Consider the following 23,094-nt stretch of genomic DNA (forward strand, 5'->3'; position numbering starts at 1 on the left):
GGGAGGGTCTGGCGCAGCCAGAGCCGGAGGACATGAGCGGCAGCGTGCACCCGATGTCCTTGCCAGGCGCAAATCAAAAGATCGTCAAGCGATCCCAATCACCTTGTGCATCTGCACCGACAAACGCCATTGCGGATGGTCCATGCAGTAGGCCACGGCCTCACGGGTGTGCTGAGTCTTCAACACACTGTCCATGGGCTGCAGGAAGAAGTGTTGGAAGTCCATGGCAGCAAAGCGCTCCGGGCGTGCCAGCGGCTGAGGAAACACCAGCTTCAACTCATGGCCACGCGTCAACACTATCTCGGCATCGGCCTTGGGGCTGACGCAAATCCAATCCAGGCCTTCGGGCGCGGGTTGCGTGCCATTGGTCTCGACCGCAATTTCAAAGCCACGCGCATGCAAGGCGTCAATCAAGGCCTTGTCCAACTGCAAGAGCGGCTCGCCGCCGGTGCACACCACATAGGGCTTGCCGGGCTGGCCTTGCGGCCATTTGCTGGCAATCGCTGAGGCCAGTGCTTCAGCGTCGGCAAATTTTCCGCCGCCTTCGCCATCGGTGCCGATGAAATCGGTGTCGCAGAAATTACAGACTGCGCTGGCCCGGTCTTCCTCGCGGCCATTCCACAGATTGCAACCGGCAAAGCGGCAGAACACCGAGGCCCGGCCGGCCTGTGCGCCCTCTCCCTGCAAGGTGTAGAACATTTCCTTGACGGCGTAGCTCATACGGGAATCACCGGCCCTTCCACATCGGCGCAAACAATCGAGCCGCAACCACGTGTCTCGTACATATCGACCCGGTCCAATTGCGGCAGCACCGCGCGCCCCTTGGCCAAGACCCAGGCCGACAAGCTGGCCGTGTCGCCATCGGGCAGATCGGCAATTTCGAACAGCGGCCGGTGGTCAATCGCCTTGAAGATCGGATCGAACTGGGTTTTGACATCGCCAAAATCAACTGTCCAGCCCATCAGCTGATCCAACTCCGCACTCAGGTGCAGGCGCAAGGTGTAGGTGTGGCCATGAATGCCGCGCAGCGGATGATCCTGCGGCGCACGCTTCAGCTGGATCGCACTGTCCAGCGTCAGCTCCTTCCAGATGCGGTAATGCTGACCATCAAAATTGGCGCCGCAGGAACCGGTCTCATAGACGGTCAACCAAGACAGTTCGGGCAATTGCGGTTTCATGCGCGCCCACAGCCAGGCCGAGATCACCTCGCTGGTTGGGTTGCTCAGTCCCTCGATCTCGTTCAGGCAGTGATAGTTCAACAGCGCATGGAAGGGTGCCCAGACCTCGTCCAGATGGTCGTAGTCAACGCTCAGATCGCGTTCACCCAGGTCTTGGTTGGCGTGGACGATGACCTCGAAACCATGGCCGTGCATGCGGCCGCATTTGTGCCCCATCGGTACATGGGGCAGCTTGTGGGCGGCTTGAAAACGGTATCGACGCCAAACATGGGCCATGCCATCGGCGTCCAAGTCAACGCCGCTGTGCGCCGTGCTCTGAATACCCACTTGCTGAATGCCGGGCACGCCGAACTCGGTCTCGAGACGCTGGCGAATCCAGCGGGCGATGTTTTCGTCTGTCGGCTCTTCGATGGATTCGTTCAGTAGCGCGTGATCCAGCGGCGCAGCGCAGGCTTCCAGGCGACGTCGCAATTCCTCCACCTCGGCGCCAGGGAAAGGCGCCCAGCCTTCGGGCAGATGGGCGCGAACGGTGGCGAAGTAGCTATGGCCATGCAGGCCGCGGCTGCGGTGACCTTCGGGCAGAGCCGAGATCCGACAAGCGGACTCAAAGCTGCAAGAAGCGGAATAGATCGTCTGGGAAGCGGGTGTGGTGTTCATCAAAGCGGTCGTCAACGGCGTGATGACTGGGGGCGCGGGGCGTCAGTGTGACATGAAGCCGACGGCTCCGCCATGCTGCTTGAGCGGTTCTGAAAACGCGCCCGCATTCCCTTGTCTTTGATAACTGTATTCAGGTTTTTAAATTTAGTCGTATTAGTAGGGCCCAGCATCGCTTGTGGACAAAGGTAATTTCCCGTGTTGATTCAAACACTTGGGCCTCATCAAAGCATGTGGGCGACAGACCTTGAACTGGCGGCCGAAGTGATAACAACTTTGGTGGGCGGAGCGCGGCTGTGGATAAGCTTGTACTTATCCAAATTCCATCCACAGCTTCATCCACAGGCTTGGGGGCCACTATTTTTTTGAAAACTGTCGCTCAGCAGCGATGCACCTGAGCGGCATGGCTGCGTTGGTAATGCAGCAGGCGGCCGTTGTAGCTGGGTGCCCATTCCGTTGCGGCTGATTTGAGCGCCACATCTTTCAGCAAATAACCGAGCGCGGCCATCCGTTTACTGAAGGCCGCGCGATTGCCGCGATTTGGGTCCACGATCAGCACCTCGCTGGCCGGCATCGCGTGGCGGGCGATGAAGCTGCACAGCAGCCCTTGCTCATCGCGCTCGTACAGCACATCGCTGCCAATGATCAGATCAAAGCGACCTTGCACTCGCGGGACCCGCCGCATGGCTTGGTCCGGCTGCTCCAGCTGCTCTTGGATTGGCAACCCAGCAAAGTGGGGGCTGGCTTCCAGCGTGGCCCAGTTGCCATGGCAATAGCGCAGCGGTGGCAATTTGTTGAGGCGCAGGTTTTCCAGCATGAAGGCGCCGGCCAAGGGGTGGCAATCGCTGGCCGTGACCAGGCTGCCGCGGCGGTGGCCGACCAGGCTGGCCAAGCCGAGGCCGCAGCCAATTTCAAGAATGCTTTCATCTGGCACCAAGGCGCGCTTGGCCATCCATTCGGCCAGATGCAGGCTGGAGGGCCAGAGCAAGCCGAACAAGGGCCAGGACGCCGATGAAATGCCCAGGGCCGCGGCTTCCCCATCGGGGTCGGCGTATTGCTGTTTGTCCAGCAATGACCGAATCGTCAAAGCGGCGGCGCCCACGATCGGGATGCTCTCTTGTTTGAAGAGAAAACCAGGCATGACCATTCCCTTGCGGGTTTCCGCGCCGGGCTGAGCCCAGGGCGCGTTCCTTCAATCGGCGCAATGCGGCACGGGGATGGTCGGGTGCGGCGCAGCGTGGGCGCCGGCACGGGAGGCATGCTCGGAGGCAAGACGGGCTGGCAAGCCCGGCCGCTGTGGCCAAGGTTTGCTCAAGCCCAGTGTAGGGCCAAGCCTGAACGATTTGGTCGAGGGCTCAGCGCCGTCCGCCGCGGGTCTGCCACAAGGGTTTTTTGCCCTTCAGATGCCGCTCAATGCCGTCATTGAGGCGGCTGCGCAAGTCCACCACCGCCTCGACCTGGCCGTAGACGCCGGGAAAGCGCAGGTCCAGCCATAGCCACAAGGTACAGGAGCGCAGCGCCTGCTCCATGCGGTCGAGCCGGCTGTGCTCGTCCACGTCTTGCAAGAACCAGGGCGAGCCGGCGCTGCCGGTCAGCGCATGCCGATGTGTCCAGTCGAGGAACTGCTGCACCTGGGCGTCGGTGCGGGTGTCGACCGGCGCTTGGGCGTAGATGAAGCGTTGCTTCAGGCCCAGGCCCTTGGCGCTGCGGTCCAGCTCATCGGCCAATTCCAGCATCTGCTCCAGCTCGGCCACGGCAAAGTGGGCATCGTCCAGGCGCAGCTGGTCCATGAAAACGCCGAGGACGGCGCGCAGCTGCGTCAGGCCGAGCCGGTTCGCAATGGTGCTGACATGCCACCAGTTCGGCGCCACGGCGGCCTTGAAGTCGCGCGGCGCGCGAGGTGACTTGGGCAACAGGTCTTTCAGCACCCGCGCCGCCTTCGGCTCGGCCTCGCGCAGCACGCCGACAAACCCTTCGTCATGCATGCCATAACGGCCGGCTCGACCGGCAATCTGGTGCACCTCGGAGACCGTTAAGTCGCGGTCGCCTTGGCCATCGAACTTGCTCATGGTGCTGAACAGCACACGCCGGATCGGCAGGTTCAGGCCCATGCCAATCGCGTCGGTAGCGACCAGGATGTGGCTGGCGCCGTTGGCAAACCGTTCGGCTTCACGGCGCCGCACCTCGGGCGGCAGCGCCCCATAAATCACCGAGACCGGATGACCGGCGGCGGCAATCTGGTCGCGCAACATCAACACCTCGCGGCGGCTGAAGGCCACCACCGCATCGCCCTTCTTCAGGCTGGCAATCGGCACCGGCGCGGGCAGCAACTGCACCTCTTGCTTGCGCTCGAAATGCCGTACCGTGCAGCGCTCGCCGCACAAGCCTAAGAGGTTCTCAATCGCCGGCACCGCGTAGGCCGAGCAAATGATGATCAGCTCATTGGCCGGCACCGCCACGATGGCCTGGGTCCAGGCCCATCCGCGGTACAGATCAAACAGCATCTGCGCTTCGTCGATCACCGCCACGTCGATCGGCCGGGTCGTGTTGACCATCTCGATGGTGCTGGAGACCACGCGGGCATCATCGGCCGGTACGTTCTCTTCGCCGGTCAACAGCGAGCAGGGCACGCCGCGGCCGACCAGGCGGTCACGCCCTTCCAGCGCCAACAGGCGCAGCGGCGCGAGGTAGGCGCCGTCATGGGCCTGCGCCAGCCGTTCAAAAGCGGCGTGGGTCTTGCCGCTGTTCGGCGGGCCGACATATAGCGTCACCGAGCGTTGCAAATTGCGCGCTGCGTCGAAGGTGTCCGGGTAACCCTGAAAAGCCAACTCGCTGTTCAAACCGGCCAGTGCATTGAGCTCGGCCACGCGGCGTTCCCAGCGGTCCTGCGCGCGGGTGCAGGCGGCCTTCAGTTCCGGCAGGGCTTGCGGCGTGGCGCATTCGGCCTGCAAGCGCGGCAGCAAGGAATCCAGATGTTCGCTGTGACCCGAGGCGCTGCGCGCCAGCAGGCTCTCCAAGTGACTCAATAATTCAGCGGCATGGGCATAGGGCGGCTGCGGGCCGACGGCGGCCTGCAGTGCGGCCATGTCGCCATCGCGGAAATAGTCCCAGACCGGCCCGTCGTCCAGTTCGACGCGAAAGGCCACCGGCACCTTCCAGCCAGGCTGAGAAAGCGCCAAGACTTGAGAACACTGACGATCCCAACGTAGCTTGAGGCGGCTGATGCCGGCCGCTTCCAACTGGCCCAGGCGCTGTTGCATCAGCGCCCGCACCGTCGGCGCGATGCCGACGACGTCCAGATGGCGCAGCGCCACCTCGATCAAATCCGGAGCAATCCATCGGCTTGGTCTGGCACCGGGCACCCCTTTTTGCAGCAGGATCAGGCCGAGCTGATCCATCTGAGTTTCCAGGCGTTTCGGATCGTCCTCGTCGCCAAAGTCTTCGGGGGTACTGACCTGCGGCAGCTGGTAGGCGGCTTGCCGCACGCGCAGCAGCATGTCGGCATCGATATGAGCCGGCACGCGTTGTTGATGGCGGGGGTTGGGGAGGGCTGGCGCGGCCTTTTTTGGGGGGGCCGGGCTCGAAGGGGATGCAGTATAGATGTCGCTCACGCACAGAGTGGACCACAGCTTGCCGAATGCCCGCCCCAAGTGCAGTTTGGCGGCGCTGTCCTAGGGATGTTGGCCGCCCCACCTTGTCCGCACACTTGCGCGAGACCTGGGCCACACCGGTTCAGGCGCCACGCGAGGATGCTGCCATGCTGTTTCCCGGACACACGATCAAGGCCGGCGAGCCCGATGCCGTCATCGTCAAGGCACTCAAGGCCCAGTTGAACCAGGTCTTGACTCTGACCAATGAACCGAGCTTGCGGCTCGATGAAGGCGAAGGAACTTTTGGCGCCAAGATGCGGCAGGTGGTCAAGCTCTTCCAGGCCCGCCATGTCGACCCCGAAGGCCGGCCCTTGAAGCAGGACGGCGAAGTTGGTGCCATCACTTGGGCGGTCTTGTTCGGGGAACACAGCGTGCCCAATGCGGGCAAGGCGATTGACCCGCTATTGGCCGAAGTGATTCGGGTGGCGCAAGTTGAATTGGCCAAACCGGTGCGCGAGCAGCCTACCAATTCCAACCGTGGACCTGACGTGGAGATGTACCTGGCCAGCGTTGGTTTGGGCGGTGGCTTTTCCTGGTGCTGTGCCTTCACCTACTGGTGCTTCCAACAGGCGGCGACCCAAATGAGGCGCAGCAATCCGATGGTGAAAACCGCGGGCTGTATCAAGCATTGGCAAGATGCGCCGGGCAAGGGAGCCAAGCTGATCAGCGCCGCCGCGGCTCAGGCCGATCCGGGGCTGCTGCGGCCCGGCATGTTGTTCATCATGGACCATGGCAAGGGCCTGGGCCACACCGGTCTGATTGAGTCGGTGGCCGGCGGTCTGTTGACCACCATCGAAGGCAATACCGATGCAAGCCGCACCCGCGAGGGCGGTGGCGTCTACCGCCTGGTGCGCAAGGTCAGCGAGATCAACAAGGGCTATATCGACTACGCCGGCGTGCGCTGAGCTCGCTGATGAGCGAAGGCGTTCTTGGCGTCTTCGCTCAATTTCGCAGTGGCCTCAATCAAGCGGTGCCGCGCTATTTGCTCTCGCCTTGCTTCAGTTGTTGGCGGCGCTTCTCGTAGTCCTCATAGCTGTCGCGATTGCGCTTCATGCAGGCATTGCGGTCGGACATCGACTGCAGCTTCTCGCATTGATTTTTCGCGCTGTCCTGGCCGATGTCATACAGCACCGAGCAGCCGCCCAACTGCGCGACGAGGCCAGCGCCGAGACAAACTCGAAGGGCAATCAACAAGCACCGAGATGTGGATTTCATAACGCTGTCCTAGGCTGAATCCATGATGGCAGCGAGTATGGCATTCGGGCCACCCGACTCAAACACCGTCATCCAGACGCTTTTCCATCCTCGCATTGCTCATTTCCACGCCGCGGAACAGAAAGATTTGTTGCTCTTTGATGGTGAAGCCGAAGCGCTGGTAGAAGCCTTGAGCGCTCAGGCTGACATCGGAATACAACAGCTTGATGCCCCGTTCGGCGGCGCTGGCGTGGATGCGCTGCATCAGTGCCGTGGCCACGCCAATGCGCTGGGCCCGTGCCGAGACAAAAAAGTGGTCGATATAGCCGTTGTCTTGCACATCGGCATAGCCCACCACCTCGCCGTCGCGCAGCGCAATAAAGGGCTTGATGCCTTGGATGCGCAGGGCCCAGCGTTCCGGGTCGGTGTCGCGCGGCGCCCAGGCCTCGACCACTTCGGGGCTGTAGTGAGCCGAGGCCACCTCGTGAATGGCCGAAAAAAACACCGGGAAGGTGGCGGCCTCGTCGCCGGGTCTGAAATCGCGGACGGTGATCATGCGGCGCTCGATGGGCAGTCAGGGGAGGCCCGCATTGTGCGTTTCGGCCATGCCGAGCACCAAAAGTCACCCGCGGCCAAGCCGCAAACCCCGCTTATTTGTCCGCCGCGCGCTCGCTCACCAGGCGCTGCATCAAGGCGAAGAAGCGGTCATAAAACGCGCCGGCAGGAATGGTTTCCGAGGCCACCTTGACGAGGGAATCATCCGAAGACGACAAGGGCAAGGAGATCGAGCCAATGGCGCTGACACCGATGCTGGTGGAGTTGGGGCTTTTCTTCAGCGAATAACGGTCTTGCAAGGCCGACACGAAGGCGGTGGTCAGCCGGTCGCCCTGCCCGTCGGGCACGCACACCACATTGAAATTGATCTCCACATGCACATCGCCCTCGGGCTGGAAGCGCTTGCGACCGTTGACCAGGCTTTTGTTCGGCAACTCGGTGATCAGATAGCCTTGGCTCAGCAGCGCACGGCGTGCCGCTTCGCAGGTCTCTTCAACGCCGCCGTCGAACAGACGCGAAAAGGTTTCATCCGCCTGGAAGTTTTCGTTCAGATAGACCTGAGATTTGGGCGGGGCCTTTTCTGTCGCCGAAAACGGCGTGCTGAGGCTGCTGCAGCCCACCAGCATCAGGGCGGCTGCCATGCCACTGCTCAGCTTCAGGAGAGGGAGGATTCGGGCTGTTCCGGTCATCATGGTCGGAGGGGGCGTCTGCCAGTTGGGCTTCGGTCGGTACAGGGCGCCCTGGGTCGCAATCAAATAGCTGTAGGAACGGCATTATCGAGGCAAGCGTTGACGCCGCGCGGCGCTAATATTGCGGCAATCATTCATCGCTTGCAGACGGGCTCATTTTTGAGGGTAGACCCAGCATGAAGCACCTGCCATCCAAGTCCCTGACGCTTGTCCTGCTGCTGAGCAGCTTTTGCAATATGCCTTGGGCGAATGAGCGCAAGAGTACGGCGGATGAGGCAATCGCCTTGATGAAGAAGGCGCAGGACTATTTGAAGACCCACGGCCTCGAGAAGTCGGTGGCGGAGTTCAACAACCCCGCCAGCCCCTTCAACAGCAAGAGCGAGATCAATCGGAACGGCGATCTCTATCTCTTCTCGGTCGACCCGAAGGGCTTTCAGATCATTCACGGCATCAACCCGCGCATACGCGGCACCAATAAATACGATATGCGTGATGTCGATGGCTTCTATCTGATCCGCGAACTCGTCAAGGTCTGCTTTGCCACGCCCGAGGGCAAGGGCTGGGTCAATTACCGTTGGCCGAACCCGGTCAGCAAGCAGATGGAAGACAAGGCCGGCTATGTGGAGCGTGTGCCGGGCACCGATCTGTGCCTGGGCACCGGCATCTACAAATAGCGCGGCCTCAGGCCGACGGGCCGCTCAGGCTTGGTGCCTGCAAGGGCAGTGTCAGGCGCAAGCGGGTGCCGCTGCCGACGGTGCTGGACAAGGAGATGCTGCCGCCCAGCACGCCGGTGACCAGGTTGTAGACGATGCTCATGCCCAGGCCCGATCCACCCTGGCCTAGCTTGGTGGTGAAAAAGGGCTCAAACACATGGTCAAGGTCTTCCGGTGGGATGCCGCGGCCGTTGTCGCTGAAGACGATCTCGACCTGACCCTCGGCCATCAAGCGGCTGCTGATGCGCATCTCGCCCTGCTCGTTGTCATCAAAAGCATGGGCCACCGCATTGCTGATGAAATTGGTCAAGACCTGGGTCAATGCGCCGGGGTAACTGTCCATCTGCAGGCCCGGACTCAGGTCCAGTTCAACGCGGTGTTTGTTGCGGTACATCGACGCCAGCATCAAGACCAATTCGTCGATGGTGTCCTTCAGATCAAAGCAGCGGCGCTGGTCGCTGGACTGATCAACCGCCACATGCTTGAAGCTTGAGATCAGCGCGGCGGCGCGGTTCAGGCTGCGCACCAAGATGTCGGCGCCCTGCTGGATCGCGCTCAAGACCGGCTCGATGCGAGACCGGCGTGGCCGCTCGGAACCGAACTCTTCCATCAGGGCCCGACTTTGGGCCTCGATGGTGCTGGCCATGGTGACGCCGTTGCCGATCGGCGTGTTCAGCTCATGCGCAATGCCGGCGACCAAGGAACCCAGGGCCGCCATCTTCTCGGAGCGCACCAATTCGCCCTGCATGTTTTTGACTGTGGCCAAGGCCTCTTCCAAGTGCTGGGTGCGCTGCAACACCCGCTGCTCCAGTTGGGCATTCAGTTCGCGAATATCTTGTTCCACCTGGCGCTGCTGGCTGATGTCGATGACCGACACGATGCCGACCTGGCGTCCGCCGGAGTCGATCAAGCGCGTTGCCAACTGGCAGGTGAACAGGCTGCCATCGCGGCGCCGTAGTTTGGCCTCGAAGCCGTCAAGCCCGTGCTGCTGACTCAGTTGGCTCAAATAGACCTCGCGGGCCTGGGGATCTTGCCAATACAAGGCATCGAGTGGTGATCGTGTGGCCAGGTCGGCGCGGGTCAGCCCGAACTGCTTCAGCAAGGCGTCATTGGCCTCCAGCGTTTGCTGACTATCGAGCCGGATCAGTGCCAAGGGAATCGGCGAGTGTTGAAACAGGTCGACAAACTTGGACTCGCTCTCGCGCAGCATGGCCTCGGACTGCTGCAAGCGCCGCATATGCAGCAGCAGCACATAGGTCAGCAGCAGGTGCAGGGCGACGAAAACGCCGGAGAACAGCACCCGGTCCCAGGCGCGGCCGCGCCAAGTGGCCAAGACGTCATCAAAGTCGCGCCCAAAGCCGACCACCAGCGGAAAGCCGCTGATCTTGCGGTAGCTCAGCAGGCGTGCAACGCCGTCCACCAGCAGGCCCTTGTCCTGCACCGTGCCCTCTTGCGGGCCGTCCAACAAGGCCTTCATGGCCGGGGTCTTGCTCAAGTCGGCCTGGGTGCTGCGGCCATCGGCCGGCGCGCGCGCCACCACAAAGCCGGCCTCGGCGAACAACTGCACCACCGCATGGTTGTTCTTGGCAACGTTGGCATAGATGCCGCTGAAGTAATCGACGCCGACCTCGGTGCTGATCAGCCCGATATGGCGGCCGTCGCGCTCATACAGATTGCGTGCCACCGGCAGCACCAATTCACCGTCGATGAAGCGCTTGAAGGGGCGCCCGAAAACCAGCCCACGGTGTTCAGGGTTTTTCAGCAGAAAGGGGATGAACTCACGTTCCTCCAGCGCGAACACAAAGGCCGGAAAGTCCGTCATGCTGGCCCAGCGCAGGCCATCCCGATTGACGTATTGCAGCGCATTGGCGGTTCGGCTCGAACGCAGCTGCTCCTCAATGATGGCGCGGACGACCTGATCGGTCTCGGCTTCCTTCATCGGGCTCATCAACGCAATCGACGCGATGACCTCCAGCCGCCCCGCTGCTGCTTTCAACTGTTGGGCGGCGTGTTCTTCGAGCAGGCGGGTGGTGACGAGGCCGCTTTGGCGCTCGGCCTCCAGTGTCAATTCGCGGTCCTGGCGAATCGCCCAGCCGGTCTGGGCGATGATGGCAACAGAAGTCAGGCCGACAAAAATGCCCAGGATGGAACCCGCATGGCCCCACGCCAAAGCACGTTGAAGAAGTGACTTGCCAATCAAGTGAAGCCTTGCGGTGAGCGCCGAATATGGTGGTGTGTTGCGATTCTGACGATAGCAGAACCCTGCCCGACGGTGCAGCTACAGCCCCATGAAAGCCGCAACCCGAGCGGCGACCGAGGCAAGGGCGTCAGGCTCAAATTAGCGCCATTGCACCAGGGACACGCCCAGGCCTATCCCGGCGTTTCGGAAGTTGTAGTTCAGCATCGATTCACCCCAGCCGTAATGGGCTTGCACATAGCCATGCAGGTCGCCATAGAGCGGAAAGGCCCATTCGCCCCGTATCAGGCTGCGGTTGGGCGTGCTGGCATTGAAGCGGAGGTTGTTGCTCAGCTTGGCCGAAAAAACATGTTGCCCCCAGGGATAGATGGCCTGCAACTCCATGCGGCCCATGTAGTCGCTGATGTCGGGGTTGTTGTCATCGGCCGGGCTTTCTTTCAGCCGGATCCAGGGCTTGATCAGCAGGCTCAGGTCCCCCGCCTGCAGGCCGAAGGTGGCGTAAATCCGGTTCCATGAGCGCGACAGCGGGTTGCTCTCGCCATTGGATTGGTGCACCACGCCGAGGTTGAACATCCGCCAGCGCAAACCCTGGCTGCCCCAGTTCATCGGCAGGGTCAGCCAAGCCTCGGGCTGGTAATTGGTGTCGCGGAAGGGGCGCGAATCGGTCGCGTCGTAGACCTGCCAATGGCTCTGCTGCGTGTAGCCCAGCCACAGATCGAGCGGGCTGTTGAAGAGGTTCTCTGCGGCCTTGACCTTGCCGCTGATCTGGAACTTGGCCTCGGTGTTCATATACCCCTTGCCATAGCCCGGCGCGCAGTTGTCCGGATTCGGCGAGCAAGGGTTGATGTTGACGTGCTGGCGCCAACTCAGCGGCAGCACATAAATGGGCTCATGAAGTTTGATCCGGAACACGCCTTCCTTGGTCTCGGGGCTCAACTCCCATTTTTCTGCCAGGGACCGGGGTGGCGCGTAGGCGGACCAAAGCTCGGCGGTATGCGGGGCCTTGGGGGCGGGCATTGAGCTTGTGGTGGTGGCCATGTTCGCACTCGCACTAGAACCTACTTCTGCGGCCGGTGCGACAAGCGCCGGCTTGCGCCTGTGGGCCTGGTCGTAGCAAGCCAAACGCTCGGCGTCAGCCTTGATGGCGACGCAGTCTTCGGCACCGGCGGCCTGGCATGGTGCGGCGGCCACGAGGGCAGTCAAAGTGAGTGCCAGTGGGGCGCTCAAGGCGTGGACCTGAGACGGGGCGGTTTTTCGCATGGCGTGGAGAATCCGTAGGACGAGCCGTTTGTCGCGAGCGGCAGTCTAAGGCAAGGCTGACCAGTCCCCGAGCAGCTCTCGCGAACCCGCTAGCATCCGGCCTGAAGCTTTGGGTACTCCTATGAAAAACAACCGTCTCCTCCTGTCCTTGAGGGCTCAGCGCCTGGGCGCTGCGTCTTTGCTGAGCCTGGCAACCTTGCTGAGCCAGGCCATGCCGGTCGCGGCCGCCAAGCCGCCTGTGGCCGCGCAGGTTCAAGCGCCTGCAAGGGCAATATTCGACGCCGAAGTGGAGGCCTTTTTGGCCGACTATTGGCGCCTTGTCCCGGATGCCGCCGTGGCCGCTGGCCGCTACGAGGCTGCGGCACAACTGCCCGCGCCGACCGAGGCGCGGCGACAAGCGCTCTTGGCCTTCAGCGCCACTTGGCTGCAGCGGTGGGCCGATCTGCCCGGGCGCCTGCAAGCGGCCGGTGAACCCGCCGCAACGCCGGCGCAATTGGGCGATATCGCATTGCTCGACAACCATTTGCGCGCCCTGCGCTGGAGCCAGACCGAGCTGCGCAGCGACCAATGGGACGCCAGCGAGTACAACGTGGCCGACCCCTTTGCCCAGCTCTTGAACAAGCCAGACTATGCCCCTGCCGCCCAGCGTCTGGCTTGGATCGATCAACGCTTGCGCCAGGTGCCGGCCTATTACCAAGCGGCGCTGAAGCAGCTGAAGAACCCCAGCCCGCTGCATCTGAAGCTGGCCATCGACCAGTTGGAGGGCGGCCTGCCCTTGTTCCGTGAAGACATTCCCGCGGCGGTGGCGAGCGCCGGCTTGAGCCCCCAAGCGGCGGCGTCCTTGAAGCGCCATAACGCTGCAGCGCTGCGGGCCGTGCAGGCGCATATTGCCGCCTTGAAGCGCATCGAGCGGGCGCAAACCCAGTCCGGCACGGGCCGCAGCTTCCGCATTGGCAAGGCCTTGTTCGAGACCAAGTTTGACTACGAGATTCAAGCCAGCGTTGATGCCGCCGGGCTCTATCAGCGCGCGCTGGCCGACAAGGCACAGCTGCTGCAGCGCATGGGCGAGATCGCCGATCAGCTCTGGCCCAGCCTGTTTGCCGAGCAAGCGCTGCCGGCCGACCGTTTTGAAAAAATTGGCCGGGTGATCGACAAGTTGTCGGAGCGCCATGTCGCGCCGGATCGTTTCGTCGATGAAATCAAGGCCCAGATTCCGGCCCTGGCAGCCTGGGTCAGCCAGCATGATCTGCTGACGCTGGACCCGAGCCGGCCCTTGGTCGTGCGCGAGACGCCGGCCTATATGCGCGGCGTGGCCGGGGCCTCGATCAGCGCACCGGGGCCCTTGGACCCCAAGGGTGAAACCTATTACAACGTCGATCCGTTGGACAAATACTCGCCCGCCGAGGCCGAGTCTTTTCTGCGCGAGTACAACCACTGGATGTTGCAGGTGCTGAACATCCACGAGGCCATCCCCGGCCACTATGTGCAGCTGCTGCATGCCAACAAATCGCCCTCCAAGATCAAAACCTTGTTCGGCAATGGGGCGATGGTGGAAGGCTGGGCCGTCTATGCCGAGCGCATGATGATGGAAAGCGGCTGGGGCGCCGTGGACGGCAAGCCCAGCCTGGAGATGGGCCTGATGTACGCGAAGTGGAACCTGCGCGTGGTCAGCAATGCCATCCTCGACTACAGCGTGCATGTGCTGGGCATGGAGGAGGCCGAGGCGATGCGCTTGCTGGAGCGCGAGGCCTTCCAGTCGCACACCGAGGCGAGCGAGAAATGGCATCGCGCCCAGGTCAGCTCCACGCAGCTGAGCAGTTACTACGCCGGCTTTTCCGAGATCCTGGCGCTGCGCGAACAGCTCAAGGCCAAGCAGGGCGCCGACTTCAAACTGAAGGCCTTTCATGAGAGCTTTCTCAGCCATGGCAGCGCGCCGGTGCGCATGGTGCGGCGCTTGATGCTGGAGGCGCCGTCGCATTGAGGCAGCAGCTTTGACCGGGGCCGTATCGGCCTCAAGTACCATCGCGCCGATGAATAAACCATTGAACTTCCGTGTCGCCGTGTCGGCCGACATTCCCGCCATGTCGGCCATCCGGATTGCCGTGCGTGAAAACCGCTTGAACAATCCGGCCCGCGTCACGGTGCAGATGTACGAGGACTATCTGGACCGCCTGGGCCGCGGCTGGGTTTGCGAGCATGAAGGGGAGATCATCGGCTTCTCCTACGCGGCCAAGGACGATGCGTCGATCTGGGCGCTGTTTGTTCATCCCGACAAGGAGGGCCTGGGCGCTGGCGGGCCGCTGCTGAATTTGGCCACCGACTGGCTGTTCAGTCTCGGCCATGCGGCCGTCAACTTGGGCACCGAAGCGAATACCCGTGCCGACCGGTTTTATCAAGCCAAGGGCTGGATTCGCGGCGAAATGAAAGACTCGGTTGAGGTGAACTACACCTTGCCACGCCCGCTCGGCGTTTGAGCAAGGAGGTGCGCGAGCCATGGCCTGGTTGATCGTCAAATACCTGCTCAGCGCCGGCGTGGTGGTGCTGGTGTCGGAGTTCGCCAAGCGCAGCGACAAGCTCGGCGGTCTGATCGCTGCTCTGCCCCTGGTGACCTTGCTGGCGCTGATCTGGCTGCATCTTGAGAAGCAGCCGGTCGAGAAGATCGCCAACCATGCGCGCTACACCTTTTGGTATGTGATCCCGACTCTGCCGATGTTTTTGATCTTCCCCTGGCTGCTGGCTCGCTTTGGCTTTTGGCCGAGCCTGGCGCTCAGCGTTGTGATCACTGTTGTTTGCTTCGCCGCCTTTGCCTTGCTGATGCGCCGCTTTGGTATCCATCTGCTGTGAACCGGGCCGCCGATGATGCCGAGTGAGGATGATGTGACGCGGCTTGCTGAAGCGAAATTGCGCCGACCGGTCGTCAGGGCTGGTCTTGCGACCTTGCTGGGCGTCGCGCTGCTGCTGTTGTATCTGACGCCCTATCTGACCCTGCATCGCATGCAGGTGGCGGCTGCCGCCCAAGAGGGCGAGCGGCTGGCGCAATGGGTCGACTTCCCGGCGCTGCGCGAGAGTTTGAAGGTCGGTGTGCAGCAGCGCCTGGCCCATGCCCGCCATAACGAACAAGGTCAGCCGACGCCGGCGTCTCTTATGGGCGCGGCGGTGGCTGGCGCACTGTTGGGCCCGCTGGTGGACACATTGATCACCCCGGCCAGCCTGATGCGCGTGTTGCAAGGCCAGCGGCCGGCCGAGTCTTTGTTGCCGCGGGGTGCGTCGGGGCCCGACGCAGCCCCAAGGCGGCTTGAAACCCATGGCCACTACGAGAGCCTGAACCGCTTTGTGTTCAGCCTGCGGCCGCAGGGAGATCAAGAGGATCCGATCGAACTGGTGCTGCACCGCAGCGGCCCGCTGGCTTGGCGGCTGGCCGAACTGCGGCTGCCTTAAGCCGCGGGTTAGCGGGGCCTCAGGCCTGCATGCGTGCCGGGGACAGGTATTGCCTCAGGTACTCGTCGAAAGGCAGGCGGTCGGCGGCTTCGATGCGGGCTTGTTCGCGCCACGAGGCTTCGGCCTGTTCAGCAAACTTGCGCGCGGCGGCCTCACCGTAGGGCAGCGCCATCAGTTTTTGGCGGGTCAGCTCCGACTGTTGGCGCAGGAAGTCGATGTGGCTGTTGCCGAAATCCTTGGCCATCATTGCCAGCACCCGCGCCGAGGGCGTGCTGTCCGGATCGGCCAGGGTCTGGCGTGCGGCGGCGAGTGCCTCGGCATGGGCCGTGCCCCCCTGGGCCTGGTCCAGCATGGCGGCCATTGGCGCACATTCGGCCAGCAGTTCGGCTGCCCAATCGCTCAGGAGCACGCTGCTGCCATCGCCGCGACCGAGGCGCAGCCCGGGTTCGCGGCCGCGCGCCGCCACTAGGTGCTGGTTTTCGCCCAGCGTGGCAATCTCGGCCGGCGTGTCCGGCGGGCTGTCGGTCTGCAAGCAGTGCAGCAGGAAGATGTCCAGAAAGCGCACGGTTTGGGCGGTGATACCGACCGGCACAAAGGGGTCGAGGTCCATGCAGCGCACCTCGACGTATTCGACCCCGCGCTCGCGCAGCGCATGCAGCGGGCGCTCGCCCGACTGGATCACGCGCTTCGGCCGGATGGTGCCGTAGAACTCGTTCTCGATCTGCAGCAGGCTGGTGCTGAGTTGGTTGTAGTCACCGCCGGGGTTACGCACGCCGATCGCCTCATAGGCGGGATAGGGGCGCACCAAGGCCTCATGCAGCGACTCGGCATAACTCTCCAGGCAGTTGTAGCTGACCGCCAGCGAGGCTTGCGCATCGCTTTGGTAGCCCAGCCGACCCATGCGCAGCGAGGTGCCGTAAGGCATGTAAAGGGTATGTTCATTGAGCGCCTGCAACTCGTGCCGGCGCCCCTCGACAAAGCTCGAACACAGGGCCGGCGAGGCCCCGAAGAGATAGAGCAGCAGGAAGGAGTGGCGGCGGAAGTTGCGGATCAGCGCGAAGTACTCCGCGCTGCTGACGCCCGGCAATGACCAGTTGTAGTGGATGCCCGAGATGGTCTGCATGCGCCGGCCATAGCGCTGGCCCAGGCCCATGCGGTAGACGCTTTTGGAGCGCCCGACATTTGATTTGCCGTAGCGGCCAAGCGGAATGGTTTCATCGGTCGGCAGGCCACAGGGCATCGAGCCGACCCACAGGCGCTCGTCGCCCAAATTGGCCATGGCGCGGTAGACGCCTTGGTGAACCTCGGTCAACTCCTGCAGGCAGGCTTCGACGTCGGCATGGACGCCGGTGATCAATTCAACCTGCGATTCGCTGTAGTCGGTGGTGATGTTTGGGTGCGTCAGCGCCGAGCCCAGGGCGGACGGATGGGGGGTCAGTGCCAACATGCCATCCGGCTTGGCACGCAGACTTTCTTTTTCTATGCCACGGCGGATGCCGAGCAGATCGGCAGAGGCGACCGCGCTCGGGCGCTTATTTTGTTCGCTCATGCGTATTGTTCCAATTCACCAACTTTGTGCAATGGCGAACGGTAACAGACAGCGGTTAAACCTGTCTTGGCTGGGGCCGAAACATGCCGCCTCGGTGACAGTTGCCGGGCCGGCTTTGGGTCACACTGAACGCTCCGCAGCCGGATAGATTGAGACGTTGATATGAACTTCGACTACAGCCCCAAGGTCCAGAACATGCAAGCGCGGCTGCTGGACTTTTTTGACGCGTATATCTATCCAAATGAGCGGCGTTTCTTTGAGGAGGTGGAGGCGAACCGACGCGCTGGCAATGCCTGGCAGCCGACCCGGCTGATCGAGGAGCTGAAACCCTTGGCGCGCACCGCCGGGCTCTGGAATCTGTTCCTGCCCAGATCGAGCCGGGCGCCGGAGGGCTTGTCGAACCTGGAGTACGCGCCGCTGTGCGAGATCATGGGGCGGGTCAGCTGGGCGGCCGAGGTCTTCAACTGCTCGGCGCCCGACACCGGCAATATGGAAACGCTGGAGCGCTACGCCAGCGAGGCACTGAAGGACCGCTGGCTGGAGCCGCTCCTGCGCGGCGAGATCCGCTCGGCCTTTTTGATGACCGAGCCCGAGGTGGCTTCTAGCGACGCCACCAATATCGAGTGCCGGATCGAGCGTGATGGCGATGACTATGTGATCAACGGCCTCAAGTGGTGGTCCAGCGGCGCCGGTGATCCGCGCTGTGAGGTCTACATCGTGATGGGCAAAACCAACCCCGAGGCCGGGCGGCATGAGCAACAGTCGATGATCGTTGTGCCGGCCGATGCGCCGGGCGTGACGGTCAAGCGGCACCTCAGCGTGTTCGGCTACGACGATGCGCCTCATGGCCATATGGAGATTGAGCTGAAGAATGTGCGGGTGCCGGCCAGCCACATCCTGCTTGGCGAGGGGCGCGGCTTTGAGATCGCCCAGGGGCGCTTAGGCCCCGGCCGCATCCACCACTGCATGCGCAGCATTGGCGCGGCCGAGCGCGCGCTTGAGCTGATGTGCGAGCGCGCTGCAGCGCGGGTCGCCTTCGGCAAGCCGCTGGCGCAGCAGACCGTCACCCAGGAGCGCATTGCCGAGGCCCGCTGCAGCATCGAGCAGGCCCGGCTCTTGACCCTGAAGGCCGCCTACATGATGGACACGGTGGGCAACAAGGTCGCCAAGGCCGAGATTGCGATGATCAAGATCGTGGCACCGAATATGGCGCTGAAGGTGATCGATTGGGCCATTCAGGTCTATGGCGGCATGGGCGTCAGTGACGATACCCCGCTGGCGATGATGTGGGCGCACCAGCGTACGCTGCGCCTGGCCGATGGCCCGGACGAGGTGCACCGCAATTCTCTGGCAAAGCTCGAATTGGCCAAGCATTTGACCCTGCCGAGTGAAGACCTGCAGATGCCAGTGACACGGGGCAGTTGAATCAAAGAGTGTTCAGCGAGAGCCGGCACGGCGGTCATTCAGGCCGTGTAGAGATTAACGCTTGCAAAATTCGGCGCTGTTTGAATAATTCCCAAGTCGGCTGACTTCTGGAGAGTGCTATGCGGCGGTCCAGGCCTCGTGGGTGGCAAGTTAGTCTTGCCGCGTCGCTGCTCACGGCATGTGGCGGTGGAGGTGGCGGCGGAGACGCTTCGCCTGCACCAAGCCCAGCACCAGCACCTTCACCTTCACCTTCGCCTTCGCCTTCGCCTGCGCCTGCGCCTGCGCCCGGCCCCACGGGCAGCCGCGAGAAGATCGAAGGCGTCACATCCCTTGCGGGTGGGGTCGTCATTGGTGGCGATGTGGTGGCCAAATGCGCCAACGGCGCCACGGCCGCTGGCCGCACGGATTCGATAGGTCGATTCAGCATTGACCTGGGTTTGCAGACCAGCACGCCCTTCCCTTGCATGTTGAAGTTGGGCGTTAGTTCACCGGCAGCCACGCTGTACAGCTACGTGGCCGAGGCGGGCAAGATCATCAATGTCAATCCGATCACTGACCTGACGGTCGCCAAGGCTTTGAAAGCGCAGCCGGAGACGGCCTTCGCTGCCTTTGGCGCGGGTGTCAAGACCATCAGTTCGGCACAGCTTTCCGACGCAGCGCAATACGTGGAGTCGATTCTGCAAAACATGAGCGGCTACAAAATAACGCCGTTCACTGACTTCAAAACGCCGGACCCCTTCACCTTCAGCTTTGACGCCCAGAGTGAGCGTGGCTTGGTGTTGAGTGGGCTGCATGCCACGATGAAGATTGCCAACGTCAGCTATGACCTCTTGCGCAGCACGACGGTCGAGTTTGCAGACTATCGAGAGTCCTTTACCAATTTGATGTTTGTTCGACTCATCATCGATCGGGTGATCCCAGAGCCGGGTCAACCCGTCTGCAACCTTCCTGTCATGAACAAGGATTCACTGGTGTGCACCATCAAGGGCAAGAACTTGTCTCGCCCTCGGTTTGAGCCTTTGTTTGTCGCTGAAATCTATTCGGACGTTGGCATTTCGGTGTCGCGCAGCTCGCTGCGCAAGCCGAAATTGGATGTGACCAAGCCCTACCAGCCCGCCTGGTGTGGCATTGACCCCATGGCGATCGGTGGCGCCACGTTTCGTTCCACCGATACCAATGGCCCTGGCAGCCCCGATCCTCAGGGGCTGTTTGCAGAGGAGATGACCTTTACTTGCCCGGTTGTGACCTTTGGAGACTCTTTGTTGGTTGAAGTGGTGAAGCGCAATGGCAGCAAGGCTGGACCTGCGGGTTGGGATTTGTTTAATGTGGGTGCGACAAACGTCATGCCGCAGGTGCGCGCCAATCTGTCGTTCAACGCTGGAAGCCCAAGTTGCGTCTCGGTGCGTTGGACCTCTTCGGGCCTCGTGACCAATGGCCCGGGGCTCTTCATCACCGGCAATGCTGATCTGCCGACGGCGTCGGCATTGCACTTTTTGGTTTCGACGCGTGATGTCACGGACCAGGAGTTGATGAATGTGCTTCTGGGCGACCCGGCCAACATGAACACCGTCGACAAAATTTTGTCTTTGGGTCCAGCGGCTTGTGCAGGCGGCTTCATGTCCTGCATTGGCTTCCCTTCGGTGAACGAGTCTTTTGTCCTCAACCCGAATAAGGATCCCGACCAATGGACGGTTCTGTACAGCGGCTGGCAGGAATTAGGCCTGAACAAGGGCAAGAATGTGAGCCTGCAAGTGCATGGTGTGATCCATGACCTGAATACGGTGCTCAAGCGCAGTACCACCACCGTCACCTGCCCGCCCGTGTTTTGATCTTTGGCTACCCCCAGAAGGGGGAAGGGTGATGCCGGATACGCAGCCTCGACCGGCTCAGTAGCATTCGGGAAAACCATAGGTGCCGACCCGAATGATGTCTTCCTTTTCACCTCCCGCCTGGGCGCGATTGGCTGCTGCCATGCTACTGATGGCGCAGGCCGCTGCCCTGGCTTTGACATTGCGGGCTGGCACAGCAGGCGCTTGGGTGCTGGCCCTGCAACTGAGCAACTTGGCGCTGACGGGTCTGCTGATTGCCAGGGTTTCCCGGGCGCTCAAGCGGGCTGCCACCGAGGTGGGGCGCGCCCGTAGTACGCTGGATGAGGCCATCGCGGCGCTGCCGGCCAGCGTCGAGATTTTTGATGCCGATGACCGCTTGGTGGCCTTCAACCAACAGTTGGTGCAGCTCTACCCGCATATGCAGGCCGACTTGCAGATGGGCGTGCGTTTCGAGGACTTGGTGCGCAAGTCGATCAGCCAGGGCTGTGTGCCGAGTGCGCAGGGGCGCGAGGAAGAATGGCTGATGGAGCGTTTGGTCGCGCGCCGGACGCGCAGCCACGCCGCGAGTGAGCCGCTGCTGCAGCATCTGCAGATGCAAAGCGACCGCTGGGTTCGGGTCTACGAGCGGAGGCTGCAGTCGGGCGGCATCATCGGTGTGCGCATGGATGTCAGCGACCTGGTGCTTGAGCAGCAGCGCTTGGCCGCCAGCAAGGCCCATCTGACCGCCTTTGTCCGCGCAACCCCGAACGGCGTTTTGACCTTGGACACCTCCGGCCATGTGCTGGAGCTGAACCCGGCCGCCGAAGCGCTGTTTGGTTTCAGTGCCCATGAGTTGCAGGGCAGCCACATCGACCTGCTGTTTGGCACCTGGATGGGCGAGCGCTTGAGCCCCGCCGCCCTGCTGGGGCGTCCGCAGGAGTTGACGGTTCGTCGCCGCGATGGGCAGGCGCTGACCCTGCAGCTCAGCGTGGCCGAGGTCAAGACTGAGACCACCCACCGTTTCGTCTGCATCATCACCGACCTGAGCGAGCGCAAGCGCCAAGAGCTTGAGTTGCAGGAGGCCAATGCTCTGTTGGCGCGTCAGTCGATCACCGATGGCCTGACCGGCGTCGGCAACCGTCGCTTCTTCGACCAGCTTCTGCAACAAGAGTGGCAGCGCAGCGCCCGGCATGGCCATGCCCTGGCCTGCATCATGGTCGACATTGACCACTTCAAGCTCTTCAATGATCGCTATGGGCATGTCGCCGGCGATGACTGCCTTCGCCGAGTGGCCGAGCTGTTGCGCACCTGCGCCGGCCGTAGCTCCGATGCGGTGTGCCGTTACGGCGGCGAGGAGTTTGTCATTCTCCTGGCCGAGTGCGATCTGGCCGAGGCGCAGGTGGTGGCGCAGCGCTGCCTGGACAGTATTCGTTTGGCGGCCATTCCCCATGACGCCGCGCCGATGCGCCGGCGCGTCAGCTTGAGCATTGGCGTGGCCGCTTGTGTGGCGGGCGATGGCGAGGCGTCTTGGCAGGATGGCGCGCGGCCTTCTTCGGCCGGCATGCTGCTGGTCGAGCGGGCCGATGCGGCCCTTTATGCCGCCAAGCAGGGTGGGCGCTCCCGGATGGTTTGCTGCGAACGCGAGGCGGCTTGAGCCCGCAGGTTTCGGTATCGGTGTGCGGCTAATATCGCTGGCATTGCCAATCCTGCAATGGCGCTGGCCGTGGCCATGAGGTCGCGCAGCAGCGCCTGAGCGAACGAGTCCCCCCATGTCCACCATCAGCCCAGCCGACTACATCCGCAGCCATATTCGCACCGTGCCCGACTGGCCGGCGCCGGGCGTGCAGTTCCGCGACATCACCCCGCTGCTGTCGAACCCGCGCGTCTTTCGGGTGCTGATCGATCAGTTTGTGCACCGCTACTTCGACGCCCGACCGACGGCCATTGCAGGGCTCGACGCGCGCGGCTTCATCATCGGCTCGGTGCTGGCCTATGAGCTGGGGATGGGCTTTGTGCCGATCCGCAAGAAAGGCAAGCTGCCCTTCACCACGGTGGAAGAGAGCTACGAGCTGGAGTACGGCAGCGCCACGGTGGAGATGCACACCGATGCCGTCAAGCCGGGCGACCGCGTTGTGCTGATCGATGATCTGATCGCCACCGGCGGCACCATGATGGCCGGCGCCAAGCTCCTGCAAAGACTCGGCGCCGAAGTGATCGAAGGCGCCTGCATCGTCGACCTGCCCGAACTCGGCGGTTCGGCCAAGCTGCGCGCCTTTGGCCTGCCCTTGTTTACCTTGCTTGAGTTTGATGGCCACTGAGGGATTGATTGACGGACAATCCGCCCATGGCCAAAACAATCCCCCGCCTCAGCCCCGAACAAATCCAAGCCATCATCAAGACGGCTTGGGAAGACACTCCGCCCTTCAAGAAAGTGTTTCTGCAACACGCCTTGGGCGAGGGCGAGTTGGTGCAGCTGATGAAGCGTGAACTGACCCCGGCCGCCTACAAGATGTGGGTGGCCCAGGGCAAGGGTGTGAAGAAGCCGACCTCTAGATCGACCTTTCCGCACGGGCGTTGATCGCTCGGCGCAATGTCGAGCTTCACTTGCCGATGCAGAACATAGATAACGGCCGCTAGGCCGCATGGATACTGGGTTCTCGTTCTGAGTCCAAGCTACTTGGACTCAAACTTGGACTCACTCAAAGCAAGTGACCCTGTGAGCAAGTCGGAGAGGATACCGACGTTGATGGGCCAGCATCGCCTGAAGTTGCAAAACTTTTCCCC

The 23,094-nt window shown here is 62.4% G+C and carries 21 protein-coding genes; 11 read left to right on the top strand and 10 right to left on the bottom strand.

Features of this window, described 5'->3' with window-relative positions; all coding sequences use genetic code 11:
* Positions 1-84: 84 nt before the first annotated feature.
* From queE to WG899_RS15700, 4 genes are all read right to left on the bottom strand, one after another.
* Positions 85-720 (bottom strand): 7-carboxy-7-deazaguanine synthase, encoded by a 636-nt coding sequence (gene queE, locus WG899_RS15685; protein ID WP_339596594.1) that lies wholly within the window; start codon positions 718-720, stop codon positions 85-87.
* Positions 717-1,835 (bottom strand): 6-carboxytetrahydropterin synthase, encoded by a 1,119-nt coding sequence (locus tag WG899_RS15690; RefSeq protein WP_339596595.1) that lies wholly within the window; start codon positions 1,833-1,835, stop codon positions 717-719. The genes queE and WG899_RS15690 overlap by 4 nt, the downstream gene beginning before the upstream one ends.
* Before the next feature lie 376 nt (positions 1,836-2,211).
* A complete protein-coding gene (locus WG899_RS15695) occupies positions 2,212-2,973 on the bottom strand; it encodes a class I SAM-dependent methyltransferase (protein WP_339596596.1) in 762 nt (253 codons plus the stop codon).
* Positions 2,974-3,187: 214 nt separating this feature from the next.
* A complete protein-coding gene (locus WG899_RS15700) occupies positions 3,188-5,353 on the bottom strand; it encodes a helicase-related protein (protein ID WP_339596597.1) in 2,166 nt (721 codons plus the stop codon).
* 173 nt (positions 5,354-5,526) lie between these two features.
* Between WG899_RS15700 and WG899_RS15705 the strand changes: the two genes are divergently transcribed.
* Positions 5,527-6,387 carry a CHAP domain-containing protein gene (locus tag WG899_RS15705; RefSeq protein ID WP_339596598.1) on the top strand — a complete coding sequence of 287 codons (861 nt, stop codon included), beginning with the start codon at positions 5,527-5,529 and terminating at the stop codon, positions 6,385-6,387.
* Positions 6,388-6,460: 73 nt separating this feature from the next.
* Here WG899_RS15705 and WG899_RS15710 read toward each other — a convergent pair whose 3' ends face one another.
* From WG899_RS15710 to WG899_RS15720, 3 genes are all read right to left on the bottom strand, one after another.
* Entirely contained in the window at positions 6,461-6,697 is a 237-nt protein-coding gene (locus tag WG899_RS15710) for a hypothetical protein (RefSeq protein ID WP_339596599.1), read from the bottom strand.
* Between the two features lie 58 nt (positions 6,698-6,755).
* Complete coding sequence (locus WG899_RS15715; protein WP_339596600.1) at positions 6,756-7,232, bottom strand: GNAT family N-acetyltransferase; 477 nt, start codon at positions 7,230-7,232, stop codon at positions 6,756-6,758.
* A gap of 94 nt (positions 7,233-7,326) precedes the next feature.
* The gene (locus WG899_RS15720) at positions 7,327-7,872 is read right to left on the bottom strand and encodes a DUF2242 domain-containing protein (RefSeq protein WP_339596601.1); all 546 of its coding nucleotides are present in this window, start codon (positions 7,870-7,872) and stop codon (positions 7,327-7,329) included.
* Between the two features lie 224 nt (positions 7,873-8,096).
* Here WG899_RS15720 and WG899_RS15725 point away from each other — a divergent pair, with 224 nt between their 5' ends.
* Entirely contained in the window at positions 8,097-8,594 is a 498-nt protein-coding gene (locus tag WG899_RS15725) for a cache domain-containing protein (protein WP_339596602.1), read from the top strand.
* Positions 8,595-8,601: 7 nt separating this feature from the next.
* Here WG899_RS15725 and WG899_RS15730 read toward each other — a convergent pair whose 3' ends face one another.
* Positions 8,602-10,833, bottom strand: a complete 2,232-nt coding sequence (locus tag WG899_RS15730; RefSeq protein ID WP_339596603.1) for an ATP-binding protein — start codon at positions 10,831-10,833, stop codon at positions 8,602-8,604.
* Between the two features lie 138 nt (positions 10,834-10,971).
* The gene (locus WG899_RS15735) at positions 10,972-11,847 is read right to left on the bottom strand and encodes a phospholipase A (protein ID WP_339596604.1); all 876 of its coding nucleotides are present in this window, start codon (positions 11,845-11,847) and stop codon (positions 10,972-10,974) included.
* Positions 11,848-12,211: 364 nt separating this feature from the next.
* Here WG899_RS15735 and WG899_RS15740 point away from each other — a divergent pair, with 364 nt between their 5' ends.
* From WG899_RS15740 to WG899_RS15755, 4 genes are read left to right on the top strand one after another with little or no spacing between them, the layout of a single operon-like run.
* On the top strand, positions 12,212-14,071 hold the full coding sequence (locus WG899_RS15740; RefSeq protein ID WP_339596605.1) for a DUF885 domain-containing protein: 1,860 nt from the start codon (positions 12,212-12,214) through the stop codon (positions 14,069-14,071).
* 49 nt (positions 14,072-14,120) lie between these two features.
* Positions 14,121-14,564: a GNAT family N-acetyltransferase gene (locus tag WG899_RS15745; RefSeq protein ID WP_339596606.1), complete on the top strand. Its 444-nt coding sequence runs from the start codon at positions 14,121-14,123 to the stop codon at positions 14,562-14,564.
* 19 nt (positions 14,565-14,583) lie between these two features.
* Entirely contained in the window at positions 14,584-14,934 is a 351-nt protein-coding gene (locus tag WG899_RS15750) for a DUF3147 family protein (protein ID WP_339596607.1), read from the top strand.
* A 15-nt stretch (positions 14,935-14,949) separates the two neighbouring features.
* Positions 14,950-15,528 (top strand): DUF2939 domain-containing protein, encoded by a 579-nt coding sequence (locus WG899_RS15755; RefSeq protein ID WP_339596608.1) that lies wholly within the window; start codon positions 14,950-14,952, stop codon positions 15,526-15,528.
* Between the two features lie 19 nt (positions 15,529-15,547).
* Here WG899_RS15755 and gshA read toward each other — a convergent pair whose 3' ends face one another.
* On the bottom strand, positions 15,548-17,077 hold the full coding sequence (gene gshA / locus WG899_RS15760; RefSeq protein ID WP_339596609.1) for a glutamate--cysteine ligase: 1,530 nt from the start codon (positions 17,075-17,077) through the stop codon (positions 15,548-15,550).
* A gap of 162 nt (positions 17,078-17,239) precedes the next feature.
* Between gshA and WG899_RS15765 the strand changes: the two genes are divergently transcribed.
* From WG899_RS15765 to WG899_RS15785, 5 genes are all read left to right on the top strand, one after another.
* Positions 17,240-18,502: an acyl-CoA dehydrogenase family protein gene (locus WG899_RS15765; protein ID WP_339596610.1), complete on the top strand. Its 1,263-nt coding sequence runs from the start codon at positions 17,240-17,242 to the stop codon at positions 18,500-18,502.
* A 512-nt stretch (positions 18,503-19,014) separates the two neighbouring features.
* Positions 19,015-20,331: a hypothetical protein gene (locus WG899_RS15770; RefSeq protein WP_339596611.1), complete on the top strand. Its 1,317-nt coding sequence runs from the start codon at positions 19,015-19,017 to the stop codon at positions 20,329-20,331.
* Between the two features lie 97 nt (positions 20,332-20,428).
* On the top strand, positions 20,429-21,964 hold the full coding sequence (locus WG899_RS15775; protein WP_339596612.1) for a sensor domain-containing diguanylate cyclase: 1,536 nt from the start codon (positions 20,429-20,431) through the stop codon (positions 21,962-21,964).
* A 115-nt stretch (positions 21,965-22,079) separates the two neighbouring features.
* Positions 22,080-22,628 carry an adenine phosphoribosyltransferase gene (locus tag WG899_RS15780; RefSeq protein WP_339596613.1) on the top strand — a complete coding sequence of 183 codons (549 nt, stop codon included), beginning with the start codon at positions 22,080-22,082 and terminating at the stop codon, positions 22,626-22,628.
* Positions 22,629-22,654: 26 nt separating this feature from the next.
* Complete coding sequence (locus WG899_RS15785; protein ID WP_339596614.1) at positions 22,655-22,888, top strand: DUF2805 domain-containing protein; 234 nt, start codon at positions 22,655-22,657, stop codon at positions 22,886-22,888.
* Positions 22,889-23,094: the final 206 nt, after the last annotated feature.

The sequence above is a fragment of the Paucibacter hankyongi genome (assembly GCF_037482915.1).
Taxonomy (GTDB): Bacteria; Pseudomonadota; Gammaproteobacteria; order Burkholderiales; family Burkholderiaceae_C; genus Paucibacter_A; species Paucibacter_A hankyongi.